The organism is Pollutimonas subterranea (genome assembly GCF_002849655.1).
GTDB lineage: Bacteria > Pseudomonadota > Gammaproteobacteria > Burkholderiales > Burkholderiaceae_B > Pollutimonas > Pollutimonas subterranea.
In genome coordinates this window covers 13,890-38,083 of record NZ_PDNW01000015.1, presented here as the reverse complement: position 1 = coordinate 38,083, position 24,194 = coordinate 13,890, and the positions used below count along the sequence as shown (strand labels likewise).

At 60.1% G+C, this 24,194-nt stretch carries 23 protein-coding genes; 19 read left to right on the top strand and 4 right to left on the bottom strand.

All coding sequences use genetic code 11. The features are described from left to right. Positions 1-64 precede the first annotated feature (64 nt). The 3 genes from cobT to CR159_RS15940 are packed head-to-tail and all read left to right on the top strand — an operon-like array spanning position 65 to position 2,500. Positions 65-1,111, top strand: a complete 1,047-nt coding sequence (cobT, locus tag CR159_RS15950) for a nicotinate-nucleotide--dimethylbenzimidazole phosphoribosyltransferase (protein ID WP_102074961.1) — start codon at positions 65-67, stop codon at positions 1,109-1,111. After that, positions 1,108-1,902 (top strand): adenosylcobinamide-GDP ribazoletransferase, encoded by a 795-nt coding sequence (locus CR159_RS15945; protein ID WP_439650556.1) that lies wholly within the window; start codon positions 1,108-1,110, stop codon positions 1,900-1,902. The genes cobT and CR159_RS15945 overlap by 4 nt, the downstream gene beginning before the upstream one ends. Next, on the top strand, positions 1,850-2,500 hold the full coding sequence (locus CR159_RS15940; protein ID WP_369406256.1) for a histidine phosphatase family protein: 651 nt from the start codon (positions 1,850-1,852) through the stop codon (positions 2,498-2,500). Before CR159_RS15945 ends, CR159_RS15940 begins: the two co-directional genes overlap by 53 nt. A gap of 394 nt (positions 2,501-2,894) precedes the next feature. On the opposite strand, the gene CR159_RS15935 is transcribed toward CR159_RS15940, so the two are convergent. Both CR159_RS15935 and CR159_RS15930 read right to left on the bottom strand, forming a co-directional pair. Next, positions 2,895-3,170, bottom strand: a complete 276-nt coding sequence (locus tag CR159_RS15935; RefSeq protein ID WP_102074959.1) for a BrnA antitoxin family protein — start codon at positions 3,168-3,170, stop codon at positions 2,895-2,897. Next, positions 3,136-3,423 carry a BrnT family toxin gene (locus tag CR159_RS15930; protein WP_102074958.1) on the bottom strand — a complete coding sequence of 96 codons (288 nt, stop codon included), beginning with the start codon at positions 3,421-3,423 and terminating at the stop codon, positions 3,136-3,138. Before CR159_RS15930 ends, CR159_RS15935 begins: the two co-directional genes overlap by 35 nt. A gap of 284 nt (positions 3,424-3,707) precedes the next feature. Here CR159_RS15930 and metH point away from each other — a divergent pair, with 284 nt between their 5' ends. The 6 genes from metH to CR159_RS15900 all read left to right on the top strand — a co-directional run bounded on the left by metH (position 3,708) and on the right by CR159_RS15900 (position 9,579). Continuing rightward, positions 3,708-7,481 (top strand): methionine synthase, encoded by a 3,774-nt coding sequence (metH, locus tag CR159_RS15925; RefSeq protein ID WP_102074957.1) that lies wholly within the window; start codon positions 3,708-3,710, stop codon positions 7,479-7,481. 22 nt (positions 7,482-7,503) lie between these two features. Next, positions 7,504-8,367 carry a helix-turn-helix transcriptional regulator gene (locus CR159_RS15920; RefSeq protein ID WP_102074956.1) on the top strand — a complete coding sequence of 288 codons (864 nt, stop codon included), beginning with the start codon at positions 7,504-7,506 and terminating at the stop codon, positions 8,365-8,367. Between the two features lie 57 nt (positions 8,368-8,424). After that, on the top strand, positions 8,425-8,634 hold the full coding sequence (gene relB, locus CR159_RS15915) for a type II toxin-antitoxin system RelB family antitoxin (protein WP_102074955.1): 210 nt from the start codon (positions 8,425-8,427) through the stop codon (positions 8,632-8,634). Between the two features lie 15 nt (positions 8,635-8,649). After that, positions 8,650-8,820 (top strand): type II toxin-antitoxin system RelE/ParE family toxin, encoded by a 171-nt coding sequence (locus CR159_RS15910; RefSeq protein WP_102074954.1) that lies wholly within the window; start codon positions 8,650-8,652, stop codon positions 8,818-8,820. Positions 8,821-8,987: 167 nt separating this feature from the next. Next, complete coding sequence (locus CR159_RS15905) at positions 8,988-9,254, top strand: BrnT family toxin (RefSeq protein ID WP_102074953.1); 267 nt, start codon at positions 8,988-8,990, stop codon at positions 9,252-9,254. Further along, positions 9,241-9,579, top strand: a complete 339-nt coding sequence (locus tag CR159_RS15900; RefSeq protein WP_102074952.1) for a BrnA antitoxin family protein — start codon at positions 9,241-9,243, stop codon at positions 9,577-9,579. Before CR159_RS15905 ends, CR159_RS15900 begins: the two co-directional genes overlap by 14 nt. Before the next feature lie 11 nt (positions 9,580-9,590). Here CR159_RS15900 and CR159_RS15895 read toward each other — a convergent pair whose 3' ends face one another. Then, a complete protein-coding gene (locus CR159_RS15895; protein WP_439650555.1) occupies positions 9,591-11,051 on the bottom strand; it encodes a DHA2 family efflux MFS transporter permease subunit in 1,461 nt (486 codons plus the stop codon). Positions 11,052-11,123: 72 nt separating this feature from the next. On the opposite strand from CR159_RS15895, the gene CR159_RS15890 reads away from it, so the two are divergent. The 4 genes from CR159_RS15890 to CR159_RS15875 all read left to right on the top strand — a co-directional run bounded on the left by CR159_RS15890 (position 11,124) and on the right by CR159_RS15875 (position 13,448). Next, the gene (locus tag CR159_RS15890; protein ID WP_102074951.1) at positions 11,124-11,312 is read left to right on the top strand and encodes a DUF3460 family protein; all 189 of its coding nucleotides are present in this window, start codon (positions 11,124-11,126) and stop codon (positions 11,310-11,312) included. Between the two features lie 8 nt (positions 11,313-11,320). Then, positions 11,321-12,199, top strand: a complete 879-nt coding sequence (locus CR159_RS15885) for a segregation and condensation protein A (protein ID WP_102074950.1) — start codon at positions 11,321-11,323, stop codon at positions 12,197-12,199. A gap of 36 nt (positions 12,200-12,235) precedes the next feature. Further along, complete coding sequence (gene panC, locus CR159_RS15880; protein ID WP_102074949.1) at positions 12,236-13,078, top strand: pantoate--beta-alanine ligase; 843 nt, start codon at positions 12,236-12,238, stop codon at positions 13,076-13,078. A gap of 139 nt (positions 13,079-13,217) precedes the next feature. Next, positions 13,218-13,448 carry a response regulator transcription factor gene (locus CR159_RS15875; RefSeq protein ID WP_102074948.1) on the top strand — a complete coding sequence of 77 codons (231 nt, stop codon included), beginning with the start codon at positions 13,218-13,220 and terminating at the stop codon, positions 13,446-13,448. 3 nt (positions 13,449-13,451) lie between these two features. Here CR159_RS15875 and CR159_RS15870 read toward each other — a convergent pair whose 3' ends face one another. Then, entirely contained in the window at positions 13,452-14,114 is a 663-nt protein-coding gene (locus CR159_RS15870) for a hypothetical protein (protein ID WP_102074947.1), read from the bottom strand. 114 nt (positions 14,115-14,228) lie between these two features. Here CR159_RS15870 and CR159_RS21925 point away from each other — a divergent pair, with 114 nt between their 5' ends. The 6 genes from CR159_RS21925 to CR159_RS15840 all read left to right on the top strand — a co-directional run bounded on the left by CR159_RS21925 (position 14,229) and on the right by CR159_RS15840 (position 24,191). Then, entirely contained in the window at positions 14,229-14,957 is a 729-nt protein-coding gene (locus CR159_RS21925) for a prepilin peptidase (protein ID WP_102074946.1), read from the top strand. A 61-nt stretch (positions 14,958-15,018) separates the two neighbouring features. Further along, positions 15,019-15,657 (top strand): dephospho-CoA kinase, encoded by a 639-nt coding sequence (coaE, locus tag CR159_RS15860; RefSeq protein ID WP_102075027.1) that lies wholly within the window; start codon positions 15,019-15,021, stop codon positions 15,655-15,657. 21 nt (positions 15,658-15,678) lie between these two features. Further along, the gene (zapD, locus tag CR159_RS15855; protein WP_102074945.1) at positions 15,679-16,431 is read left to right on the top strand and encodes a cell division protein ZapD; all 753 of its coding nucleotides are present in this window, start codon (positions 15,679-15,681) and stop codon (positions 16,429-16,431) included. A gap of 249 nt (positions 16,432-16,680) precedes the next feature. Further along, positions 16,681-17,964 (top strand): MdtA/MuxA family multidrug efflux RND transporter periplasmic adaptor subunit, encoded by a 1,284-nt coding sequence (locus CR159_RS15850; RefSeq protein WP_102074944.1) that lies wholly within the window; start codon positions 16,681-16,683, stop codon positions 17,962-17,964. Positions 17,965-17,973: 9 nt separating this feature from the next. After that, entirely contained in the window at positions 17,974-21,081 is a 3,108-nt protein-coding gene (locus CR159_RS15845) for an MdtB/MuxB family multidrug efflux RND transporter permease subunit (RefSeq protein ID WP_102074943.1), read from the top strand. Further along, complete coding sequence (locus tag CR159_RS15840; protein ID WP_102074942.1) at positions 21,078-24,191, top strand: efflux RND transporter permease subunit; 3,114 nt, start codon at positions 21,078-21,080, stop codon at positions 24,189-24,191. The genes CR159_RS15845 and CR159_RS15840 overlap by 4 nt, the downstream gene beginning before the upstream one ends. Positions 24,192-24,194 lie beyond the last annotated feature (3 nt).

The following is a 24,194-nucleotide window of genomic DNA, read 5'->3' as shown; positions in this document are numbered from 1 at the left end:
TCGCGAAATATATCACAGGCCTCCTATAATGCCGCCCCGTAACCCTACTCTGGATGTGACCTTCATGGATCTTCCCTATGTGCCGCCAACCCGGGATGCCGCGCTCTCGCAGGCCCTGGCCGCCGCCATCGACAACAAGACCAAGCCGCGAGGCAGCCTGGGCATGCTCGAGACACTGGCCCAGCAAGCCGGACTGATCCAGAAGACGATAAGTCCACGGCTGCAGGGAGCCTCTATGCTGGTCTTTGCCGGCGACCATGGAGTGGTCGACGAGGGCGTGTCCGCCTATCCGCAAAGCGTTACCTGGCAGATGGTGGAAAATTTCCTGGCAGGGGGCGCGGCCATCAATGTGTTCGCGCGCCAGAATGGCATGGCTCTGCACATCGTCGATGCCGGCGTCAATCACGACTTCGGCAAGCGTGACGGTCTCATTTCGCGCAAGGTTGGTCCGGGCACCCGCAACTTTTCGAACACCCCCGCGATGACAGCCAGCGAATGCGACATGGCGCTGCGCCACGGCATGGCGCTCGTCAATGACTTGGCCACGAAGGTGAATGTGCTGGGCTTTGGCGAAATGGGCATCGGCAACACGACGGCGGCCGCCGCCATCATCCATAAGCTCGCCGACACGCCTATTGCCGATTGCGTTGGAGCGGGTACGGGCCTGTCACCGGATGCGGTCCTCCACAAAGGGCGCGTTATCGAGATGGCCGTGGCGCATCATGCGCACGTATCGGAGCCCCTGGATGTGCTCGCCACGTTCGGCGGATTCGAGATTGCAATGATGGCCGGCGCCATGTTGAAGGCCGCCGAGCAGCGGATGATATTGCTGATCGACGGTTTCATCGTGACATCCGCCTTGCTGGTGGCTGCGCGGCTGCAGCCGTCTATTTCGGATTACTGCGTGTTCTGCCATTGCTCCGACGAGCATGGGCATCGCCACGTATTGGAAAAACTGGATGCCACGCCGCTGCTGCAGCTGGATCTGCGCCTGGGCGAAGGCACCGGTTGCGCGCTGGCCTTGCCTATTGTGCAGGCCGCCGTGAATTTCCTTTGTGAGATGGCCACCTTCGATTCGGCACAGGTGAGTGTGAAGTCGGAGCCATTGTGATTGCAGCCACCGTACACCAATCGCGGCTCTTCTTCATTGCGCTTCAGTTTTTTACCCGCATACCGATACCGGGTTGGGTCGGGTACGAGCCGGCCTGGCTGCAACACGCATCGCGCTATTACCCGCTGGTCGGCCTGGTGGTGGCCGCCGTCACCGGATCCGTTTACTTTCTGTCTGCCCTGATCCTGCCGTCCGCCATCGCGGTGCTGCTATCGACCATCGCGGGCATCTACCTGACCGGCGCCTTCCATGAGGACGGATTCGCGGATGTCTGCGACGGCTTTGGCGGTGGCTACACCCGGCAGCGCGTCCTTGAAATCATGAAGGACTCGCGCGTCGGCGCCTACGGTGCGATAGGCATCGGGCTGCTGCTGCTCCTGAAATGCGCCATCCTCGCGCACCTGCAGTTCCAGGCCGTTATTGCCGCGTTGTTCATTGCCCATCCCTTGTCGCGCCTGTTCTCAGCAGTGCTGATCTGGCGCATGGAATACGCCAGGGACGAAGGCAAGGCCAAGCCCCTGGCCCAATCCATGACCGCCCCCGAAATCACCATAGCCGCCATGACCACGCTGCTGCCATTGGCCGCGATAGCCCTGGGCGGCTGGATTCCGTGGCCCGCCATCCTGACCGGTATTGCCGCCGGTGCTCTTGCCACAGCATGGCTGGCCCGCTACTTCCAGCGCCGCATCGGCGGCTTCACCGGCGACTGCCTGGGCGCCGTCCAGCAGCTTTCCGAAGTTGGCATCTACCTGGGCATCCTCGCTTTTATTTACAGCAGTACGCCCCACTGACAGACCGACGGCCATGCGTCTCTACCTGATCCGCCATCCAGTACCGCTCCTGCCGCCCACCGTCTGCTACGGTGCCACCGACATCACCGTCGCCCCCCAGGAGCTGCAGCGCGTCCTCGGTGCCCTCAGCACCCCCCCAATTGCTTCGCAAGCGAAGTTATCACAGCTGCCACTAGGCCTTCCCCTGTATTCCAGCCCGCTGCAGCGGTGCCGATGCCTGGCCGAGCCCCTTGCCGCCGCCTTGAGCGCCTCGGCGCTCACCTTCGACGAAAGGCTCGTCGAAATGAACTTCGGCGACTGGGAACAAAAAAGCTGGGACCAGATCGCCCGCAGCGAAATCGACGCCTGGACCGCGGACCTCGTCACATACCGGCCCGGCGCCGGCGAGACCGTCCTGGAAATGGCGCATCGCGTCCACGCCTTCCACACCCAGATACTGGCCGCCCGGCAAGACGCCATCGTAATTTGCCACGCCGGGACCATCCGCATGCTGCTGGCCTGCCAGCGCCACACCTCCGTCCACGATATCGCGCTTCACGCCGCATCAACCACGATGAAACTGGCTTATGGCGAACCGGTCATCGTGGACTGTGTTTAGAATTCACGAATTCACGAACTCTCGAACTCACGAATTTAAGGGTTCAGAAATCCACGAATCCAAGAACCTAAGAATCCATAAGTTTAAGGATTCAAGGCTTCGGAGTGTCCATGTCTCAAAGTGATCGCCGATCCAAGAAAGCGAGCCCCCAAAAACGCCTCGTCAAGTCGCCACTAATCGCAAACGTAACGCCGGGGTGCGGGATGTCGGGTAAGCGAATTATGAGCCCGCCGTGCAAAGGAGCTGGAACGGGGAGACAAGCCGAGAGGCGTGCCCAGCATGGGCTTATTCTAGTGGGTGAAAGTCCCATCGTGATCAAGGCGAAGCAGCGTCACTCAACATGACGATGCGATACGTAATCCTCAGATGCCCGCGTACGCGGGGCGGGCGGGGTCTACGCCCGTTGATGGGTCCTGAGCCAATCACGCAAAGCTTCATTCATGCGTGTCTGCCAGCCTGGGCCGTCTGCCTTGAAGGCTTCGACGATGTCAGCGTCATAGCGCACGGCAGTCTGTACCTTGCGTGGCGACTTCTGCGGACCACGCGCACGGCGGATGGCCTGCTGAAAGTCAGCCGGCATTTCGGATAGCCGCTTCGCCGTCTTGAAGTCCTCTTGACTCCATTCCGGGGCATCGTCATCGATCAACGTGGGATTGGATTTCTTGCTCATAAAAACGTACCTCTCTGGCGTTGGCCTTGCGCAGGCTGATGATTCGCACCGCATCACCGCGCACTGAAAAGGCCAAGAAATAAAGCCTGTCGTCAATCAGGCCGAACGCTTGATATCGTGGCTCTCCGTAGTTACGGCGGATGTCAGGCTTGATGACCGCTGTATCGAAATCTAACTTTGCGGCCATATCAAATGGGAGGCCGCGCTCTTTAGCGTTTCGCGCGCTTTTTGCGGCGTCGAATTCGATATTCATGACCCTTATTGTAGATGCAGTTATGTCGTGCGTCGATCTTCCTGGCCCTGGCTTCGGGTTCGACATACCCTTTACGGTATCAGCTCTGGAAATGCTTATATGCTTGTACGGGTGCTGTCACTCGTAGAATACGCCGGCGCCAAAAAAACCAGAACGATACAATAGACCTAAACATCCTCGTACTAAATAAACAGCTCCCTGCATAACGCACCCAAAGCACTATGCAAAGCCCGCAGGGCATGCCCCCTCCCGTATGCCTGTCCTGCCCACTGCCAGGTGAACCAGTGCCCTATCCGTCCTTGCCTTACCCCATCTCCTCCTATACCCATGGCGCCGAATTTCCGCGCCAGCTCGCCAAGCGTATCCTGATCCTCGATGGTGCTATGGGCACCATGATCCAGCAATACAAACTTGGCGAGACCGACTTCCGGGGTGAACGCTTCGCGGATCACGGGAAGGACGTCAAAGGCAACAACGAACTGCTCTCCCTCGTGCGTCCCGACATAATCGGCGAAATCCACCGGCAATACCTCGAAGCCGGCGCCGATGTCATCGAGACCAACACCTTTGGCGCCACCTCCATCGCCCAGGGCGACTACGGCCTGCCCGAAATCGCCTACGAGCTGAACGTCGTCTCCGCTAAGCTGGCACGCCAGGCCTGTGATGCCTTCAGCACCCCCGATCGCCCGCGTTTCGTCGCGGGCGCCCTGGGGCCGCAGCCCAAGACAGCGTCCATCTCGCCTGACGTCAACGACCCGGCAGCGCGCAACGTCACGTTCGAGCAATTGCGCGTGGCCTACAGCGAGCAGCTCAACGGCTTGCTCGACGGCGGCATAGACATCGTCCTGATCGAAACCATCTTCGATACCTTGAATGCCAAGGCGGCCATCTTTGCCGTCGAATCCGTGTTTGAAGAACGCGGCGTGCGCCTGCCCGTCATGATTTCCGGCACGGTCACCGATGCTTCCGGACGGATCCTGTCGGGCCAGACCGTTGAAGCGTTCTGGAATTCGGTGCGCCATGCCCGGCCTGTCACCATAGGACTGAACTGCGCACTGGGCGCGGCGTTGATGCGTCCTTATGTGGCCGAGCTGTCCAAGCTGTGCGACACCTATCTTTGCGTTTATCCCAATGCGGGCCTGCCCAATCCCATGGCGGACACGGGGTTCGACGAAGCGCCCGCCGATACTTCGGCGCTGCTTGAAGAGTTCGCCTTGTCCGGCCTGGTCAATATGGCTGGCGGATGTTGCGGAACCACGCCCGAGCACATCAAGGCCATTGCCGATAAAGTAGCCGGCCTGCCGGTGCGTGAGGCGCCTGTGGTGCCCGTCAAGACACGATTGTCGGGTCTGGAAGCTTTGAATATCGATCGCGATTCGCTATTCGTGAACGTCGGCGAACGCACCAACGTGACGGGCAGCAAGATGTTCCTGCGCCTGATACGCGAAGAAAAATATGATGAGGCCCTGACGGTTGCCCGCCAGCAGGTCGAGAACGGCGCACAAATCATTGACATCAATATGGACGAGGCGATGCTGGATTCGGCCGCCTGCATGCACCGCTTCCTGAACATGGTCGCCTCGGAGCCCGATATTGCGCGGGTTCCCATCATGATCGACAGTTCCAAGTGGGACGTCATTGAAACCGGACTGCGCTGCGTGCAAGGCAAGGCGGTTGTCAATTCCATTTCCATGAAGGAAGGCGAAGGTCCATTCCTGGAGCACGCGCGCCTGTGCCGCAAGTACGGCGCCGCGGCCGTGGTCATGGCTTTCGATGAAGAAGGGCAGGCCGATAATCTGGAAAAGCGCAAGACTATTTGCAAGCGTGCCTACGACCTTCTCGTCAATGAAGTCGGCTTTCCGCCCGAAGACATCATTTTCGATCCCAACGTCTTTGCCATTGCCACCGGTATCGACGAGCACAATCATTACGCGGTCGACTTCATCGAGGCGACGCGCTGGATCACGGAAAACTTGCCTCACGCGCGCGTGTCCGGCGGTATCTCCAACGTCAGTTTTTCCTTCCGCGGCAATGAAGCCATGCGTGAAGCCATTCATGCGGTATTCCTGTACTACGCGATCCGGGAAGGGCTGACCATGGGCATTGTCAATGCCGGCCAGTTGGGCGTGTACAGCGATCTGGACAACACGTTGCGGGACATGGTCGAGGATGTGGTGCTGGATCGGCCCGTGCCCCTGGGCAAGGCCGATCCCGCCGATGAGCGCAGCCCCACCGAGCGGCTGGTCGAGCTGGCCGAAACGGTAAAGGGTTCCGGCGCGAAGAAGGAAGAAGACCTGGCATGGCGCGATCAATCGGTCGAGGCACGGCTTTCACATGCGCTGGTACATGGCATTACGACCTTTATCGTTGAAGACACCGAGGAAGTGCGCCAGAAAATCGCCGATGCGGGCGGGCGTCCGATCCAGGTGATCGAAGGACCGCTGATGGATGGCATGAACGTGGTGGGCGATCTGTTCGGCGCGGGAAAAATGTTTCTTCCCCAGGTCGTCAAATCGGCGCGTGTCATGAAGCTGTCGGTCGCTCACCTTGTGCCCTTCATCGAGGAAGAGAAACGCCAGATCGAAGCAGCCGGCGGCGATGTGCGCGCCAAGGGCAAGATCGTGATTGCTACCGTCAAGGGCGATGTGCACGATATCGGCAAGAATATCGTTACCGTGGTCTTGCAGTGCAATAACTTCGAAGTGGTGAACATGGGCGTCATGGTGCCTTGCGCCCAGATTCTGGCCAAAGCCAAGGAAGAAAAGGCCGACATGGTGGGGCTCTCGGGCCTGATTACGCCCAGCCTGGAGGAGATGGCTTATGTAGCGTCGGAAATGCAGCGCGACGACTATTTCCGCAGCCGGAAACTGCCCCTGCTCGTAGGTGGAGCCACGACTAGCCGCGTGCATACGGCGGTAAAGATAGCGCCCAATTACGAAGGACCGGTCATTTACGTGCCGGATGCCAGCCGCTCGGTGGGCGTGGCCACCCACTTGATGTCCGACGGCGCCGACACCTGGCTGGCTAACCTGGCGGAAGAGTACGAAACGGTGCGTACGCGCCACGCCAACCGCAAGGCGACGCCCATGGTGAGCCTGGCCGACGCCCGGGCGGGACGTCCTTCCATAGACTGGTCCAACTACACGCCGCCGCGGCCCAAGTTCATCGGCCGTCGCACGTTCAAGAACTACGATCTCACCGAGATCCTGAAGTTTGTGGACTGGACGCCGTTTTTCCAGACCTGGAGCCTGTTCGGCCAGTATCCTGCCATTCTCCAGGACAAGGTCGTCGGCGAGCAGGCCCGCAAGCTGTTCGAAGAGGGACAGGCGATGATGAAGAAGGTCGTGGACGGCCGCTGGCTGACGGCCAACGGCGTCATCGCCTTCTATCCGGCCAATACGATCAACGACGAAGACATTGAGGTCTATCGCGACGAAACACGCTCCGAAGTCCTGTTCACCTGGCGCAATGTGCGCCAGCAGCAGGAGAAGCGCGAAGGGGTCGATTACAAATGCCTGGCCGACTACATTGCGCCCAAGTCCAGCGGCGTGGCGGACTACATTGGGATGTTCGCGGTGACCGGCGGCCTGGGCATCGAAAAGCACGACAAGCGGTTCCTGGACGATAACGACGATTATTCCAGCATCATGCTCAAGGCCATTGCCGATCGCCTGGCCGAAGGTTTTGCCGAAACCCTGCACGCCCGGGTGCGCCGCGATTTGTGGGGATATGTACCCGACGAGGACTTGCCCGACGCGGAGATCATCGCCGAGAAATACCAGGGCATACGCCCGGCACCCGGCTACCCGGCATGCCCGGAGCACGTGGTTAAGAAAGACATGTTCCGCGTGATGGACTGCGAGGACATCGACATGCAGCTGACCGATAGCTTCGCCATGTATCCGGCATCCAGCGTATCCGGCTTCTATTTCAGCCATCCCATGTCGCAGTACTTCAATGTCGGCAACATTGCCGATGACCAAGTCAAGGACTATGTGCAGCGCAGCGGCCGCGATGAAGACGATGTGCGCCGCAGCCTTGCCAGCCTCTTGAGGTAGAGCGGGAGTAAACAAGGGAGCCATGCAAAGCAAGGGCGCGCCGCCGTCGGCGGATCAGGTCAATTCGGCCCGGCGCAAAGCGCTGGGCGACTTCCTGCGCAGCGCGCGAGCGCGCGTGCAACCTGCAACCATGGGCTTGCCGGCCGGTGTGCGCCGCCGTACTCCCGGCTTGCGCCGCGAGGAAGTCGCGCAGCTCTGCGGCATCAGCGTCACCTGGTACACCTGGATAGAACAGGGTCGCGATGTGTCCGTGTCGCCAAGCGTCTGGGCCAGGCTCGCATCGGTGCTGGGCCTGGCGCGCGCCGAGCGGCACTATCTGTTCGAACTGGCGGAATGCACCGATCCGGAGCATGGCCGCGAGCATGCGCATCCCTTGCCCGAAGGGCTTGCCGATTGCGTGCACAGCATCATCGCACCCGCCTACATCCTGGATCGGTGCTGGAATGTCCTGGCTCGCAATGACGCCTTATTGCATCTTTTCGATGGCTGGCCTGATCGGGATGCAAGGCCGAATCTGTTGCGGTATATATTTCAGGATCCTGCCGCCCGCCACTTGGTGGTGGACTGGGACCAGCGCGCCAGCCGCGTGGTGGCGGAATTCAGGGCCGATGCGGCCGCACATGCCGACGAGCCCGACGTGCGTGCCTTGCTGGACGAACTGCTGCAGTCCAGTTCCTTGTTTGCGCATTGGTGGACGCGCCATGCCGTCGTTGACCGAGAAGGCGGCCTGCGCGAGTTCCAGCATCCTATATCGGGCACCTTGCGCTACCAGCAGATCACCTTCCGGCTGGCGACACGGCTGGATTGCAAGCTCGTGATGCTGCTGGATAATGGGCCGATTGGATCGTCTTCCGACTCAAGGCGAGACCGAACCTCTGGACTGTAGGGGGTGATTGTTGCGCCCAATTCTTTTACACTAGAGCAGTCAACAAGGAGCTTTTCCATGAGCGTTGCCCTTTCTCCCATTGTTTCGGAATTCGAGACCGAAGAACAAGCGGCCAGCTATGACCGCTGGTTTCGTGCGAAAGTGCAAGCTAGCTTGGCAGACACTAGCCCGCGCATTCCGCACGATGAAGTCATGGCCCACATGGACGCCATTATCGAAGAAGCGGAAAAACGCCACCAAGCCAGGGATAAAACACGCGCACTATAAAGGTCGTGACGGCACATTGAAAGCGCCGTGCTGCCGGTTGCAGAACATCCCTACTTGTATAAGCCTGGTCGTATATCCGGCACACGCGAAATCGTCGCACACCCAAACTACATCGTTGTATACAAAGTGACGTACTCGACCATCGAAGTTATGAACGTCGTGCACGCCCGCCAGCAATACCCCTAAACTGCGACACAAGTTCGATACTGGTTGTGTCGCATCCAAACTGGGATGGTCTTGCCTGTTGTCGGTACTCCCTTGAGTGGCACCATGTTGCGAGTCAGGCGAGCTTCGGGGGGGGCATACTAGCAAAACTATTGTGATATACATGCTTTGTATGTATATTTAAGTGCATGGAGATTGAATTCGACCCCACAAAGAGCGCCGCCAATGAAGCCAAACACGGCATTTCACTCGCGGCCGCCGAGAGCCTCGAATGGGAAACGGCTGTGGTGGTCGAAGATGACCGTCTTCCTTACGGTGAAAGCCGCAAACTTTGTACCGGCTATATTGGCAAACGGCTATATGTTGTCGTGTTCGTGGATCGCGACGATGTTCGCCGCATTATTAGCCTTCGTAAAGCTAACGATAGAGAGGTAAAGCGTTATGCCGAAACTTAAAGTAGGGCATATCTCGCCCACACCAGCAGAGGACGCTGAGATCAATGCCGCAATCTTGACTGACCCTGACACCCGCGAGATGACGGACGAAGACTTTGGCCGCGCCAAAATTGGCGCGCCGCTAGGCAATGATGGCAAGACGCGTATTACAATTTGGGTGGATTGCAGCACGGTCACTGCATTCAAGTCCCGCGCAGCAAAGCAGGGCAAGGGCTATCAGACGCTGATTAATGAGACGCTACGAGCGGCCGCTTCCAAGGATGGGGGCGCCATCACTGAGGACGCGTTGCGCCGCATTCTGCGGGAAGAACTGCACCAAGCGTAAAGCATTTCTACTCAAACCCGGCTAACCGATTTGGTCTTGTGCAAGTTATCGCCCGCCGTGGCCGGCAGACGCGAGAAAGAAATGGCGGATGCGGCGGTGATCAGGCCGATAACGATGAAACCCCAAATAATATCCGTCAGCGCCAATGCCGATGCGCCGCGCCATTGCATGCTGAGATTCATGGTGACCGCGGCGCAGGCTACGCCCAGGCTGATGCCCAGTTGCTGGGCCATGGCGGCAAAGCTGCTCGCACGGCTCATTTCGGCCGAGCCCAGGTCCGCATAAGTCAGCGTATTGACCGCCGTGAATTGCAATGAGCGGAAAAAGCCGCCGATGACAAGTATGGCAATCATGATCCACATGGGTGTATCGGCACGGAACAGCCCGCATAGCATGATGAAGGCCGCGGTGAGAATGGCGTTGACGATGAGGACGCGCTTGAACCCATAACGCCGGATGATCGGGGTGGCCACGAATTTCATGATCATGGCTCCCGCCGCGCCGGTGAAGGTGATCATGCCGGCCGAAAAGGGCGTCAGCCCGAAGCCTACCTGCAACAGGATGGCCAGCAGGAAAGGGCTGGCGCCGACGGCAAAGCGGCACAGGTTGCCGCCCAGCGTTGCGATGGCAAACGTGGGCACACGCAGTAAGGACAGATCGATGATCGGGTGTTCGGTGCGCCGCGCGTGCCAGATATAGAGCGCGCCGCAGGCCAGGCCGACCGCCACCATCGTCAACAGCTGGAGCAGCGGCAAGGATTGATGGCCGATGGCTTCAAAGCTGGAAACCAGCGTGGCCAGGCTGACGCCGCTCAGCATGAAGCCGACCCAATCCAGCCGGGGGGCGGTCACCGGGTAATCCTCGCGTATGTAATACGTCACCAGGCCGATGCCCAGCACTCCCACCGGTATATTGATCAGGAATATCCAGTGCCACGATGCGTAAGTCACCAGGAATCCGCCCAGGGGTGGCCCGATCAGGGGCCCCAGCAAGGCGGGAAGCGACAGGAAGGCCATGGCCTTCAGCAACTCCGTCTTGGGTATCTTGCGCAGCAGGATGATGCGTCCGACCGGCACCATCATGGCTCCGGCCAGGCCCTGAACCACGCGCGCGACAACGAGCTGGGCAATGCTTTGAGAGGCGGCGCAGGCGATGGAGCTGAGGGTGAACAACAGGATCGCCGCAATAAAAACCCGTTTTGCGCCATAGCGGTCAGCCGCCCAGCCGCTGATCGGGACAAAAACCGCCACGGCAAGCAGGTAGCTGGTGATGGCAACGTTCATGCGCACGACTGAGGTGTCTAGCGAAAGCGCCATGGCCGGCAGTGCGGTGGCGACAACGGTTGCGTCGAGCATCTGCATGAATAAGGCGCAGCCCACGATAAACGGTATCATGCGGATGGCGCTGCGTTCGCGTGCGGAGATCGGATGTACGGAAGGTTCGGGTGTCGTGTGGGCGGTCTCAGGAGGCATCAGGCACTCAGTTCTGCTCGAGTGAAGTAAACTTGGGTTTCGTCGGTTAACCAGATTTGGTCTTTACGCATTATGGCAAAGAATTTCGAGTCGGAAATTACGCAATTTCTGAAAAAGTACAAGGCAGAGCATCCTGACACCGAGGCGCGTCAGCGCGAAGGGCGCGGACGTCTTTGGGACAAGCACATCGATCCGGAACTTCAAGACGGTTATCGTGCCGGGCGTGTTCCGCAAAAGCCATACGTGTACCAGACCAACTAATCGGTCCCATGCCTTTGTCCGGGGCTGGAGGCGCGGGAATGGATGCTTTGGTCAAGCCGGCCATCGATAGCACCCCCGACGTGGTCGATAGCGTAGCCTTGGCTCGCCTGTATGGCGAGCCGTTGTTTGCCATGCCCCACGATTTGTATATTCCTCCGGATGCCCTGGAAGTATTCCTGGAAACATTCCAGGGCCCGCTAGACTTGCTGCTCTACCTGATACGCAAGCAGAATTTCAACGTCCTTGATATTCCCATGGCCGAGGTTACCAAGCAGTATCTTTCTTACGTGGAACAGATACGCAAGCATAATCTCGAGCTGGCGGGCGAATATCTGCTTATGGCGGCGCTGCTTATCGAAATCAAGTCGCGCATGTTGCTGCCGGTCAAGAAATCCGATAGCGGCGAAGAGGTCGACGATCCACGGGCCGAACTGGTCAGGCGTTTGCTTGAATACGAACAAATGAAGCTGGCCGCGCGCAAGCTCGACGCCTTGCCGCAGCTGGGCAGGGACTTCCAGCGTACGCATGCATTCATGGACCTGGAAGTTGAACGCCTCTTGCCCGATGTCAGTCCCGACGACTTGCGCAGCGCCTGGCTCGACATCATGCGCCGCGCCAAGCTCAACCAACATCATCGCATCACCCGCGAACAGTTATCCGTGCGCGACCACATGAGCCAGATCCTGCGACGGTTAAGCGACGTACGATTCATGGAATTCACCGAGCTTTTCAGCGAGCGCGTGGTCGATGGCGACTCGGCGGCCATCCTTGTCGTGCATTTCCTGGCCATGCTGGAGCTGGCGCGCGAGTCGCTGCTGGATATCACCCAGGCCGAACCCTACGCCCCCATTTATTTGCGTTTGTCCTATATACGCGCCGCCGCCTGACATGGCAAGCACATCCTATTCCGCACGGAGATTTTTTTGAAAGTCGTTCACACCATTGAAGAACTGCGCGACCAATTGCGCGGCCAGTTGCGGGTTGCATTCGTGCCTACCATGGGCAACTTGCATCAAGGGCACTTGTCATTGATGAAGCTGGCGCGCCAGCATGGCGATCCGGTCGTTGCCAGCATATTTGTCAATCGCCTGCAGTTCGGCCCCAACGAAGATTTCGATCAATACCCGCGTACGCTTGTCGCCGATATCGAGAAGCTCGAGCGCGAGCGCGACGTCTATGTGTTGTTCGCGCCGAACGAGCGGGAAATGTACCCAGAGCCGCAAAGCTTCCAGATACAGCCGGCGGATGATCTTGGCGGAATACTGGAAGGCGAATTCCGTCCCGGCTTCTTTACTGGCGTCAGCACTGTTGTACTCAAATTATTTTCCTGTGTCCAGCCCAGTGTTGCCGTGTTCGGCAAGAAGGATTACCAGCAGTTGATGGTGGTGCGCAGGATGTGCCGGCAATTTCAACTGCCGGTAAATATCCTGGCCCATGAAACCGTGCGCGACACCGATGGCCTGGCGCTGTCGTCGCGCAATATGTACCTGCAGCCCGAACATCGTGCCGAAGCGCCCCAGCTGTATGCCGCATTGCAGGCCGTCAAGACGCGCGTAGAGGAAGGCCATGCCGACCTGGACGCGCTGGAGCGTCACGCCATTGACCATTTGCGCGATCGCGGCTGGCAGGTCGACTACATTTCATTGCGGCGCCAACGCGATCTGCTGGCGCCCACCGCCAGCGAAATCAAGGCCCGCGAGCCCCTGGTTGTGCTGGCCGCCGCCAAGCTGGGCAGTACCCGTCTCATCGATAACCTGGAAATCTGACCCGGTCGATTACCGCTGCGCCAGCAAACCGGCAGTCGGTGTCTCGGCGCCGCCGTTGCAGTGTTCTGTAAGAATTGACAGGAGACCCCGTCTATTGGCCATGACAGAATGGCGCATAGACAATAGACGGGAGATCAGCATGCTACAGGGACGCAGTCACGGCGGTTCGCCTTTATCGCTGTTAACGCCACGCGAGCGCGACGTCATGGACTACGTGGTATCGGGCAAGCCCAACAAAATTATCGCTGCCGAACTCGGTGTATCGCAGCGCACCATCGAGGCCCATCGGGCCCGGATCTTCCAGAAAATGCAAGTCAGGAATGCAGTCGAATTAACACGCTGCATTATGTCGCAAGGCGTTCCGTTTTAACGGTTATTCGCACTGCAGCGGTGCCTGGCTGGAAATTTCGTCGATAGGATCAATGTCTTGCTGCCGGGTCAGGTGGTAATCAAGCGTAGGCTTGATGTCATTGATCATGTTGATGCGCAGCACATTGTCGTTGACGAACGAAAGGTTGGCCTTAGTGGCTTCGTTGGCCATCTGCAGCACAATGCGCAAGGGCTGCGTTCCGACGACATTCCAGCAGCCTTGCTGAACGATGTTGTTCTTGGCGTCGGGATGATCAAGCAGAACGGTACGTGCACGCCACTGTCCAGCGGGGGCCAGGGTAAGCGTTACGCGCGAGGCGGAGCAGGCCGGGCCGGCATTGGCCAGGCAGGGCACGGTACCCAGGAAGGTCTTGGGTTCTGCCAAGGCACGCGCCTTTACCGCTGTGCTTTCCGCCGCCTGTTGCGGGGACTGCTGTTTGTTCGCCTTTTCATTTTCATTACCGAAACCCAACTGTATCTGCGATGGCGCCCTGGCCACGTCTCGGCCCTGCGCCTGCATCTGGGCATCGGTCATGGTGTTGTCATGCGGCGTGTCGTAATAGCCCGATGTTTTTTGCTGGGCACAGCCAGCGAGAACCATGGCGAACACGGCGGCGCCCAAGGGCTTGCAAAACGAAAGTCGGGTGAGCTGGGCAGGGGAGGACATGGCAATTTTCCGTCAACAGGGGGCAATGAGCATTCTACGCATTTATTGCCCGACCGGTAAGTCGTCGTTTGTAGAAACGCAGCGGTGCCGGACTCATTAGCAAGCGGGGTGGCTATGCAAGAGACGCTTTACACGATGGCGACTCTTGTGCCGGCCGCTGTCCTCGGAGGCCTGGCCGGTGCGTATTGCGCCTTGGTCGCCGACGCTTATGTTGCCGCGCTCATGGCCGGCGGCGAGCCGGACTCTCCCTGCCTGCGCAGGGCGCTGGGGCGGGCTTTACAGCCGACTCCACAAAAGGTGGTGGCTACCTTCCAGATCATGTCTGCTTGTACGGTGCTCATGGCAAGCTGTTTTGCTATCCTGGGGCTGGTGCACGGCTATACGCTGTTTTCCCTCGCCCTGGCTGTCGCCAGTGCCACGCTGCTGATACTGGCCCTGATCGATGCCCATACCAGGTTGCTTCCCGATGCCTTGACCCTGCCGTTGATGTGGGCGGGCTTGGCGCTTGCGTGGGGTGGTTTCGGCATTTCATTGGGCGACGCCGTTGCGGGCGCAATGGCGGGTTACGGCTTTCTGTGGTCCTTGTTCTGGGTCTTCAAGTGCCTGAGCGGGCGCGAGGGCATGGGCTATGGCGACTTCAAACTGTTGGCGGCCCTGGGTGCATGGCTGGGATGGCGCGCGCTGGCCATGGTGTTGTTGGCGTCGTGCGTCGCCGCAGTGTTGTTCGCCATGCTGCGTCAGCGCTCGTTGGCGCCGGACGGCGCCTATCCATTCGGACCTTTCCTGGCAGCCAGCGGAACGGCTGGCCTGCTGCTCGGGTCTTACCTGATCATGCCCATTTGACCGGTTCTGTCTTGACCGGCTCTGAGTTACATTGGTATTTTTGGTGAAAAGGTATCCCAGCATGTTGAAGATAGGACTGACCGGCGGCATAGGCTCGGGCAAAAGCCGTGTTGCCGACTTCTTTGCTTCATGGGGCGCCGCCATCGTCGATACCGACGTCATCGCCCATGAGCTCACCGCACCCGGCGGGGCGGCCATGGAGCCTATCCGCCAGCATTTCGGGCCCGATGTCATCGCTCCCACCGGCGCCTTGGATCGCGAGGCCATGCGTGAGCTGGTGTTCGAAAGCCCCGAGGCTCGTAGCCAGCTTGAAGCCATCATACATCCGCTGATAGGATCGGTTACAAAACGAAGGGCTGAATCCGCCCAAGGATGTTATCTTGTTTTCGTCGTGCCTTTGCTCGTGGAGTCGGGCCGGTGGCGCGATCGGGTTGACCGGATCTGCGTGGTTGACTGTGATACGGCGACTCAGGTTGCGCGGGTGAAGGCCCGCAGCGGGCTGACGTCAGAGGCTATTGGGCGTATTATGTCCGCACAAGCGTCGCGCGAGGCCCGTCTGGCCGTGGCTGACGATGTAGTGTTGAACGATGGGCAGACCAAGGTCGAAGAACTCGAGCGTCGCGCCTGGGCACTGCACGTCAGCTGGTGTGCCCAGGCACAGCAATCATCCGGTCAGTTTTCAAGCAGCAGCCCTCGTTAAATTAAAAAGGTTTTTGGTCGCGTGATTCTTTATGAATATCCTTGCAATGAGCGTGTTCGGTCTCTGTTAAGGGTCGAGCATCTGTTCGACAGGCTATTTTTCTTCGCCAAAGGCATCGACGCGCACTATCACCATATCGCGGTTACGACACTGTTCGACCTGCTCGATATCTGTGATCGAACCGACTTGCGCGGTGCCGTACTTCAAGACCTTGAACGCCAGCGCACGGCGCTGGGAGCGCTGCGCCAGCATCCTGGCGTCGATCCCCAAATGCTTGACGCCATGCTTGCCGAGATCCAGGCGGCAGCGGCCGAGCTTGGCGCGCAAGGCCGGGTCGGCCAGGAATTGCGCGATAACGAATGGCTCGCAAGCTTGCGGGGCAGGGTGTCGGTGCCCGGAGGATCTTCCCAGGTCGACATGCCTTCGTATTTTTCATGGCAGATCAAGCCGCCCGAGGCGCGTTCCGACAACCTGCGCCAGTGGATCATGCCTTTTATGCCGCTGTACAAAGGCCTGGCCCTGATCCTGCGTATGCTGCGGGACTCCGGCGACGTGGTCGACGCGGTTGCGCGCCAGGGCGCCTATCAGGACATGTTGGGCGGCAAGTTGTTCCAGCTTCTGCGGGTATGGGTGGATGCCGCCCTGAACGTTTTCCCCGAAATGAGCGCCAATAAATACGTGATCTGGGTAAGGTTTGCCAAGCAAGACAGCGAACTCAAGCCCCAGCCCGTCACCGCCGATGTACCCTTCAAACTGGCCCGTTGTAACGTGTAGGGCTTGGTGCGCTGTTTGGCAAACAGCACACCGTTCGTAGCGCCCGTCATTTCCCTCGCCCGGCCTCCCACTTTCGCGCCGCTGTCGCGGCGCTCCCTGATCGAAGACGCCACCGGCGTTACTCATGCTACGTGGATAGCCGTCGCATAAATTGTTGTTGCGTTGCATTACAAATGCGGAATTTCGATGCCCGTCGCGTCTCCGATCGGCGAAAATGGCGGCTGTTTCGTATGAACCGGAGAACTGTGCATGTCGGAATCAAGCTCCGAACCTTCCCGTCGCCGCGGCGGCCTTTGGCTGTGGGCCATTTTGCTGGTGCTGGCGATTGCCGGCGGCTATTGGTTTTTTGCCAAGGGCTCTACGGCGCCCGCCAATCAGGGCGGGCAGTCGATGCGGCGAGGGATGCCTGCGGGCATGCCGGTTCCAGTCAGGCTGGCCACGGTCGAAACCGGTCCAATCGATCACACGCTGAAAGCCATAGGCACGGTCACCGCCTTCAATACCGTTACGGTACGCAGCCGCGTCGATGGCGAACTTCAAAAAATCGCCTTTCGCGATGGCCAGAAGGTCCAAGAGGGCGATTTGCTGGCGCAGATCGATCCGCGCAGCTATCAGGTGGAACTGGACCAGGCATTGGGCCAGCAGACGCAGAATGAAGCGCAGTTGAAGAATGCGCAACGCGACCTGCAGCGCTACCAGTTGCTGTTCAAGCAGAGTTCCATTGCCAAGCAGCAGGTGGACGCTCAAGCGGCGCTGGTCCAGCAATTCCTGGGGTCGCGCAAAAGCGACCAGGCCGCCGTCGACAGCGCAGCGCTGCAACTGAGTTTCACGCGCATCATCGCGCCGATTTCAGGGCGGTTGGGCTTACGCAAACTTGACCAAGGCAACATGATCAACGCGTCGAATACCGACGGCCTCGTGGTCATCACGCAGACGCAACCTATTTCTGTAATGTTTACCTTGCCCCAGGCGCAATTACCCGATGTGCAGGAAAAGATCCGTGCCGGGCAAACGCTGGCCGTCGAGCTGTACGACCGGGACGACATCCGCAAGATCGCTACGGGTGAATTGATGGCGCTGGATAATCAAATCGATGTCGCCACCGGCACGGTAAGGCTCAAGGCGCGCTTTGCCAACGAAGACGAGTCCTTGTTTCCGAATCAATTTGTCAACGTGCGCCTGCGGGTCGGCACCGCCCAGTCGCTGGTCGTGCCGACTATGGCTGTGCAGCAGGGTTCGATCGGCGCGTTCGTCTATGTGGTGGATGACGAAAGCAAGGTGCACGTGCAAGCGATTGTCATTGGCAGGGTCGACGGAAGACGCGTAGCGGTGGCTTCGGGCCTCACGGCCGGCCAGCGTGTCGTAGTGGAAGGTCTGGACCGCTTGCGCGAAGGGGCGAAGGTTGAGGTCGTCAGCGACACAGCGGCGACACCGGCCGGCCCGGACGATAGCGCGGCGTCCAAGGCGCGCGCTCCCCGAACCGGAGCGCCGGCCGCGGGTGCGCCGGTTTCCGGCGCACCCAGCGCACAGTAAGGACGGTTCGTGAACCTTTCGCGCCTTTTTATCCTGCGTCCTGTTGCCACCACGCTCGCGATGGTGGCGCTGCTTATATCGGGCATCCTGGCCTATCGCCTGCTGCCGGTGTCGGCCTTGCCGCAGGTGGATTACCCGACCATACAGGTGAGTACGCTGTATCCGGGTGCCAGCCCGGATGTCATGACGGCGCTGGTCACGTCGCCGCTCGAGCGCCAGTTCGGGCAGATGCCGGGCATGACGCAAATGACGTCATCGAGCTCCGGCGGATCGTCGGTCATTACCCTGCAGTTCGACCTGGACCTGGCTCTCGATGTGGCCGAGCAGGAAGTGCAGGCGGCCATCAACGCAGCGTCGAACCTGTTGCCCAACGATTTGCCCGCTCCGCCGATCTACAACAAGGTCAATCCCGCCGATACGCCGGTGATCAGCCTGGCGATCACCTCGCCCACGCTGCCGCTGTACGAAGTCCGCGACCTGATCGACATCAGGGTGGCCCAGAAGCTCTCACAGATTTCCGGGGTGGGTCTGGTCAGCATTGCGGGTGGGCAACGTCCGGCCGTGCGCATACAGGCCAATCCGCAAGCGCTGGCGGCGCACAACCTTACCTTGTCCAGCCTGCGCACGGCCATCACCGGCGCCAACGTGAACCAGCCCAAGGGCAACCTCGATGGCCCCGAGCGTTCCACCACCATCAATGCCAACGACCAACTGAAGACGATCGAAGATTACGAGCAATTGATCGTGGCCTACGAGAATGGCGCGCCGCTGCGCTTGCGCGACGTGGCCGAGGCCAAGCAAGATGCCGAGAATACGCGCCAGGCCGCCTGGATAGGCAAGACGCCGGCCATCTTGCTGAACATCCAGCGGCAGCCCGGCGCCAATGTCATCGAGGTCGTGGATAAGGTGCTGGCCATGCTGCCATCGCTGAAAACGGCCTTGCCTGCGGGTGTGGACGTGGTGGTGGCCACCGACCGCACGCAGACCATACGCGATTCGATCGACCACGTGCAGATCGAAATGCTGCTGGCCATTGCGCTGGTGGTGCTGGTTACTTTCGTGTTCCTGCGCAGCTGGACGGCGACCTTTATTCCCAGCGTGGTGGTGCCCTTGTCGCTGGTCGGGACCTTCGGCATCATGTACCTGGCCGGCTTCAGCGTGAACAACCTGACGCTGATGGCGCTGACGGTGGCCACCGGCTTTGTCGTGGACGACGCCATCGTCATGATCGAGAACATCGCGAGGCATATCGAGAAGGGCGAAAGCGCCATGAAGGCCGCGCTGAAGGGCGCCTCGCAAATTGGCTTCACGCTGGTGTCGCTGACGTTGTCCCTGATTGCGGTGCTCATTCCGCTGCTGTTCATGAGCGACGTGATTGGACGCCTGTTTCGCGAGTTTGCCATCACACTGGCCGTCGCCATACTGCTGTCGCTCGCAATCTCGCTGACGCTGACACCCATGATGTGCGCGCGCCTGCTCAAGCCGGAATCGGAGATGAAGTATGGGCGTTTCCAGCGCTGGTCAGGTGCCGCCATGGACCGGCTGGTCAGTGCTTATGACCGTGGCCTGATCTGGGTGCTGGCCCATCAGCGGGCGACTTTGTGGGTCGCCTTCGGTACGCTGGTGTTCACCGGACTGCTTTATGTGGCGGTGCCCAAGGGATTTTTCCCGCAGCAGGACACCGGCCTGATCCAGGCCATCAGCCAGGGCCCGCAGACCGTGTCGTTCAGTTCCATGGCGCAGCGCCAGCAATTGGCCGTTGACCGGATATTGCAGGATCCCGATGTGGCGGCGGTGTCGTCGTTCATCGGCATAGACGGCACCAACGCCACCTTGAATACCGGGCGCCTGCAGATCGCGCTCAAGCCCTTGGCAGAGCGTAGCGACAATGCCTCGACGGTCATCCGGCGACTCGGCGAGAGCCTGGAATCACTCTCCGGTATTCAGGTGTTCATGCAGCCCGTGCAAGACCTTACGGTGGATGACCGCATCAGCCGCACGCAGTACCAGATGAGCCTGTCCGAGCCGGATCACGCCGTGCTTCTTGAATGGACGCCGCGCCTGGTGGATGCCTTGCAGGCGCTGCCCGAGCTGGTCGATGTCGTGGACGACTTGCAAGGGGATGGACTGCAAACGGTATTGACCATAGACCGTGATGCGGCGGCCCGACTGGGGGTGAGCAATGCGGCCATCGACGATGCCTTGTACGACGCTTTTGGCCAGCGCCTGATTTCCACCATCTTTACGCAGTCCACCCAGTACCGCGTGGTGCTGGAGGTGGCATCGCAGTTTCGCCAGAATCCGCAGGCGCTGGCCCAGATCCACGTGCCCACGGCGTCCGGCACACCGGTGCCGATCAGCAGTCTGGCACAGATCAGCCAGCGCGATGCGCTGTTGTCCATCGAGCGGCTGGGGCAATTCCCGGCCACGACCATTTCGTTCAATCTGGCACCCGGCGTTGCGCTGTCGGACGCGGTAGAGGCCATCGGCGTGGCGCAGCAAGCGCTCGGAATGCCTGCATCCGTCGAGCTGAAATACCAGGGTGCCGCCAAGGCCTTCCAGTCGTCATTGTCATCAACCTTGTGGCTGCTGCTTGCCGCGGTGGCAACGATGTATATCGTGCTGGGCATACTGTATGAAAGCTATATCCATCCCATCACCATCCTTTCCACCTTGCCGTCGGCGGCGGTCGGCGCGCTGCTGGCCTTGCTGATTACCGGTTCCGACCTGGACATGATCGGGATTATCGGCATCATTCTATTGATCGGCATCGTGAAGAAGAACGCCATCATGATGATCGACTTCGCGCTGGATGCCGAGCGCCAGCGGGGGCTAACTCCCCGGGCCGCCATACACGAAGCAGCCCTGTTGCGATTCCGCCCCATCCTCATGACCACGCTGGCGGCGCTGTTCAGTGCGATTCCGCTGATGCTGGCCACCGGCTCGGGTTCGGAGCTGCGCCAGCCGCTGGGCTTGGTCATGGTCGGTGGGCTGCTGTGCAGCCAGGTGCTTACCTTGTTTACAACGCCGGTCATCTACCTGATGTTTGACCGCATTGCGCAGCGAGTCAAGGCGAATCGCCGGGCCGACGCTAACCCGGCGGAGTCGGCCCCATGAGGTGGTTCACCCTGTTCATCATGCGCCCGGTGGCCACGACCTTGCTGTGCGTGGCACTGGTGCTGACAGGGGGCCTGGCCTACTTTTTCCTGCCTGTGGCGCCGTTGCCGCAGATGGATTTTCCCATGATCTCCGTGTCGGCCAGCATGGCGGGCGCGAGTCCCGAGACCATGGCCTCCAGCGTGGCGACGCCGCTTGAACAGTCATTGGGCGCCATTGCGGGCGTTTCCGAAATGAGTTCGCGCAGCTCCGAGGGATCGACGCGCATTTTCCTGATGTTCGATATGGACCGGGACATCAACGGTGCCGCGCGCGACGTGCAGGCGGCGATCAATGCCGCTCGCGCCATGCTGCCGTCCAGCCTGCGCAACAATCCAACGTATCACAAGGTCAATCCGGCGTCGGCGCCTGTGATGGTCCTGGCCTTGAGGTCCAATACGTCGACGCAGGGCCGCCTGTACGATCTGGCTTCCACGGTGCTGGGCCAGAAGGTGTCGCAAGTGCCTGGCGTGGGCGAGGTCGAGGTGGGAGGCAGCTCGCTGCCAGCCATACGCGTGAGCCTGAATCCTCAAGCCTTGACCAGCGCGGGCGTGTCGCTGGACGAGGTGCGCGCGGCCTTGTCCAATGCCAACACCATGCGCCCCAATGGCGGCGTGGAGAATGACTCCTATCATTGGCAGGTCAGTTCGGGCGGCCAGTTGACCAAGGCGGCGCAATACCGGCCACTGATCGTGGCCTGGCGCGACGGCTCGCCGATACGCGTGCAGGACGTTGCCACGGTGGAGGACTCCGTCGAGAATCTTTTCAACACCGGATTTTTCAACGAGCAGCGGGCCGTGCTCCTGGTCATCAGGCGCCAGGCCGACGCCAATATCATTGAAACGGTCGACGCCATCCGCAATCAGCTTCCGGCCTTCCAGGCCATGCTGCCGGCCGACGTGACCCTGACCGTTGCGCAAGACCGCACTCCCAGTATCCGCGCCTCCTTGCATGAGGCTGAGCTTACCTTGATCATCGCTGTCGTCCTGGTGGTGCTGGTGGTGTTGCTGTTCCTGCGCAACTGGCGGGCGGCGCTCATACCTGCGATAGCTGTGCCTGCTTCCCTGATCACCACCTTCAGCCTCATGCTTTGGTTCGGCTATACCTTGAACACCATTTCGTTGATGGCCTTGATTGTTGCCACGGGTTTCGTGGTCGACGATGCCATCGTGGTGCTCGAGAACATCATGCGTCACATCGAGCGGGGAGTCGCGCCATTGCGCGCGGCCATCCGGGGTGTACGCGAGGTGGGCTTCACGGTTCTGGCCATGAGTCTTTCCCTGGTGGCCGTCTTCATCCCCATGCTCCTGATGAGCGGTTTGCCGGGGCGGCTTTTCCGGGAATTTGCGGTTACGCTGTCGGTCTCCATTCTGGTGTCGCTGGTGCTGTCGGTCACGCTGACTCCCATGATGTGCGCCTATATGCTGCGCGCCAAGGGCCAGCACAAGCCGCGGACTGCCGGCATGCTTACGCGTACCTTCCAGGTCATGGGTGACAGGTTCTGGAGCGGCTACAAGCGTTCCCTGGCGTGGTCCCTGGCACATGGGCGCATCATGCTGCTGTTGCTGCTTGCCACGATAGGGCTGAACTTTTATCTGTATGCGGTGGTCCCCAAGGGTTTTTTCCCGCAGCAGGACACCGGCCAATTGCTGGGTTTCTTCCGGGTGGACCAGGGCACCTCCTTCAACGCCATGCTGCCCAAGCTGGATCGGTTCAGGCAAACACTGTTGCAGGATCCCGCGATCCAAAGCGTAAGCGGCTATGCGGGCGGGCGCGGCGGCAGCAACTCCAGCTTCATGCAGATCCAGCTCAAGCCGCTGTCCGAACGCGATGTCAGCGCCACCGAGGTGGTCAACCGCTTGCGCGGCAAGTTCCTGGGTGTGCCCGGAGCACGCCTGACGCTGGTGCCGCAGCAGGATATTTTCGTAGGCGGGCGCCAGAACAGCGCCGGCTCCTATGACTACACCATGATGGGCAGCGACCTGACGTTGCTCAAGACCTGGCTGCCCCGCGTACAGCGCGCCATGGCGTCGTTGCCGGAACTCGTCGATGTCGATTCCGATGTGGAAGACAAGGGCAGACGGGTAGAGCTCATCATTGATCGCGACGCGGCCACGCGGCTTGGGGTCGACATGTCGCTGATTGCCTCGACGCTCAATAATTCGTTCAGCCAGCGGCAGGTGTCTGTGATCTATGGCCCATTGAATCAATATCACGTGGTCATGGGCGTCGAAGATCAGTATGCGCAGGACGCCGAGTCGCTGAAGCGTGTAGAGGTGGTGACGCAAGACGGCAACCGTGTCCCGCTGTCGGCCTTCACGCGTTTCGAGGTGGGCAATGCGCCCCTCAGTGTCAACCACGAGGGCTTGTTCGCGGCGGAGTCCGTGTCGTTTAGCCTGGCGCCCGGGGTGTCCCTGGAAGCTGCTACGCGGGCCATCGACGATGCCGTGGCCCGCATGGGCCTGCCGACCCAGCAAATCCAGGCGGGCTTCCAGGGCACGGCGCAGGCCATGCAGGAATCCATGGGCCAGATGCCCTGGCTGATTCTCGCGGCCTTGCTGACCATGTACATCGTGCTGGGCATGCTGTACGAAAGCTATGTGCATCCCATTACGATCTTGTCGACGCTGCCATCCGCGGGCATCGGGGCCTTGCTGGCCTTGATCATGCTGGGTGAAGAGTTCACCCTGATCGCCCTGATCGGGGTGTTCCTGCTGATCGGTATCGTCAAGAAGAATGCCATCATGATGGTCGATTTCGCCTTGTTGGCCGAGCGACGCGATGGATTGTCCTCGCGCGAAGCCATTTACCAGGCGTGCCTGGTACGTTTTCGTCCCATCATGATGACGACCGTGTCGGCCCTGTTCGGTGCCCTGCCACTGATACTGGCGTCGGGGGCGGGCGTGGAAATGCGCCGGCCCCTGGGCTTGACGATCGTAGGCGGGCTGATCCTGAGCCAGGTTTTGACGCTGTACACGACGCCGGTGGTGTATCTGTACCTGGATCGTTTCCGCCTTTGGGCCAACCGCAAACGCAAGCCACGTGCCTTGTACGAGACGAAGAGTACTTGAATC

Bases quoted from the DNA above. Each gene is read 5' to 3' on its own strand.
- cobT (WP_102074961.1), top strand. From the start codon at position 65: ATGGATCTTCCCTATGTGCCGCCAACCCGGGATGCCGCGCTCTCGCAG.
- CR159_RS15935 (WP_102074959.1), bottom strand. From the start codon at position 3,170: ATGAGCAAGAAATCCAATCCCACGTTGATCGATGACGATGCCCCGGAA.
- CR159_RS15930 (WP_102074958.1), bottom strand. From the start codon at position 3,423: ATGAATATCGAATTCGACGCCGCAAAAAGCGCGCGAAACGCTAAAGAG.
- CR159_RS15920 (WP_102074956.1), top strand. From the start codon at position 7,504: ATGCAAAGCAAGGGCGCGCCGCCGTCGGCGGATCAGGTCAATTCGGCC.
- relB (WP_102074955.1), top strand. From the start codon at position 8,425: ATGAGCGTTGCCCTTTCTCCCATTGTTTCGGAATTCGAGACCGAAGAA.
- CR159_RS15905 (WP_102074953.1), top strand. From the start codon at position 8,988: ATGGAGATTGAATTCGACCCCACAAAGAGCGCCGCCAATGAAGCCAAA.
- CR159_RS15900 (WP_102074952.1), top strand. From the start codon at position 9,241: ATGCCGAAACTTAAAGTAGGGCATATCTCGCCCACACCAGCAGAGGAC.
- CR159_RS15895 (WP_439650555.1), bottom strand. From the start codon at position 11,051: ATGCCTCCTGAGACCGCCCACACGACACCCGAACCTTCCGTACATCCG.
- CR159_RS15890 (WP_102074951.1), top strand. From the start codon at position 11,124: ATGGCAAAGAATTTCGAGTCGGAAATTACGCAATTTCTGAAAAAGTAC.
- CR159_RS15885 (WP_102074950.1), top strand. From the start codon at position 11,321: ATGCCTTTGTCCGGGGCTGGAGGCGCGGGAATGGATGCTTTGGTCAAG.
- CR159_RS15875 (WP_102074948.1), top strand. From the start codon at position 13,218: ATGCTACAGGGACGCAGTCACGGCGGTTCGCCTTTATCGCTGTTAACG.
- CR159_RS15870 (WP_102074947.1), bottom strand. From the start codon at position 14,114: ATGTCCTCCCCTGCCCAGCTCACCCGACTTTCGTTTTGCAAGCCCTTG.
- CR159_RS21925 (WP_102074946.1), top strand. From the start codon at position 14,229: ATGCAAGAGACGCTTTACACGATGGCGACTCTTGTGCCGGCCGCTGTC.
- coaE (WP_102075027.1), top strand. From the start codon at position 15,019: ATGTTGAAGATAGGACTGACCGGCGGCATAGGCTCGGGCAAAAGCCGT.
- CR159_RS15850 (WP_102074944.1), top strand. From the start codon at position 16,681: ATGTCGGAATCAAGCTCCGAACCTTCCCGTCGCCGCGGCGGCCTTTGG.
- CR159_RS15840 (WP_102074942.1), top strand. From the start codon at position 21,078: ATGAGGTGGTTCACCCTGTTCATCATGCGCCCGGTGGCCACGACCTTG.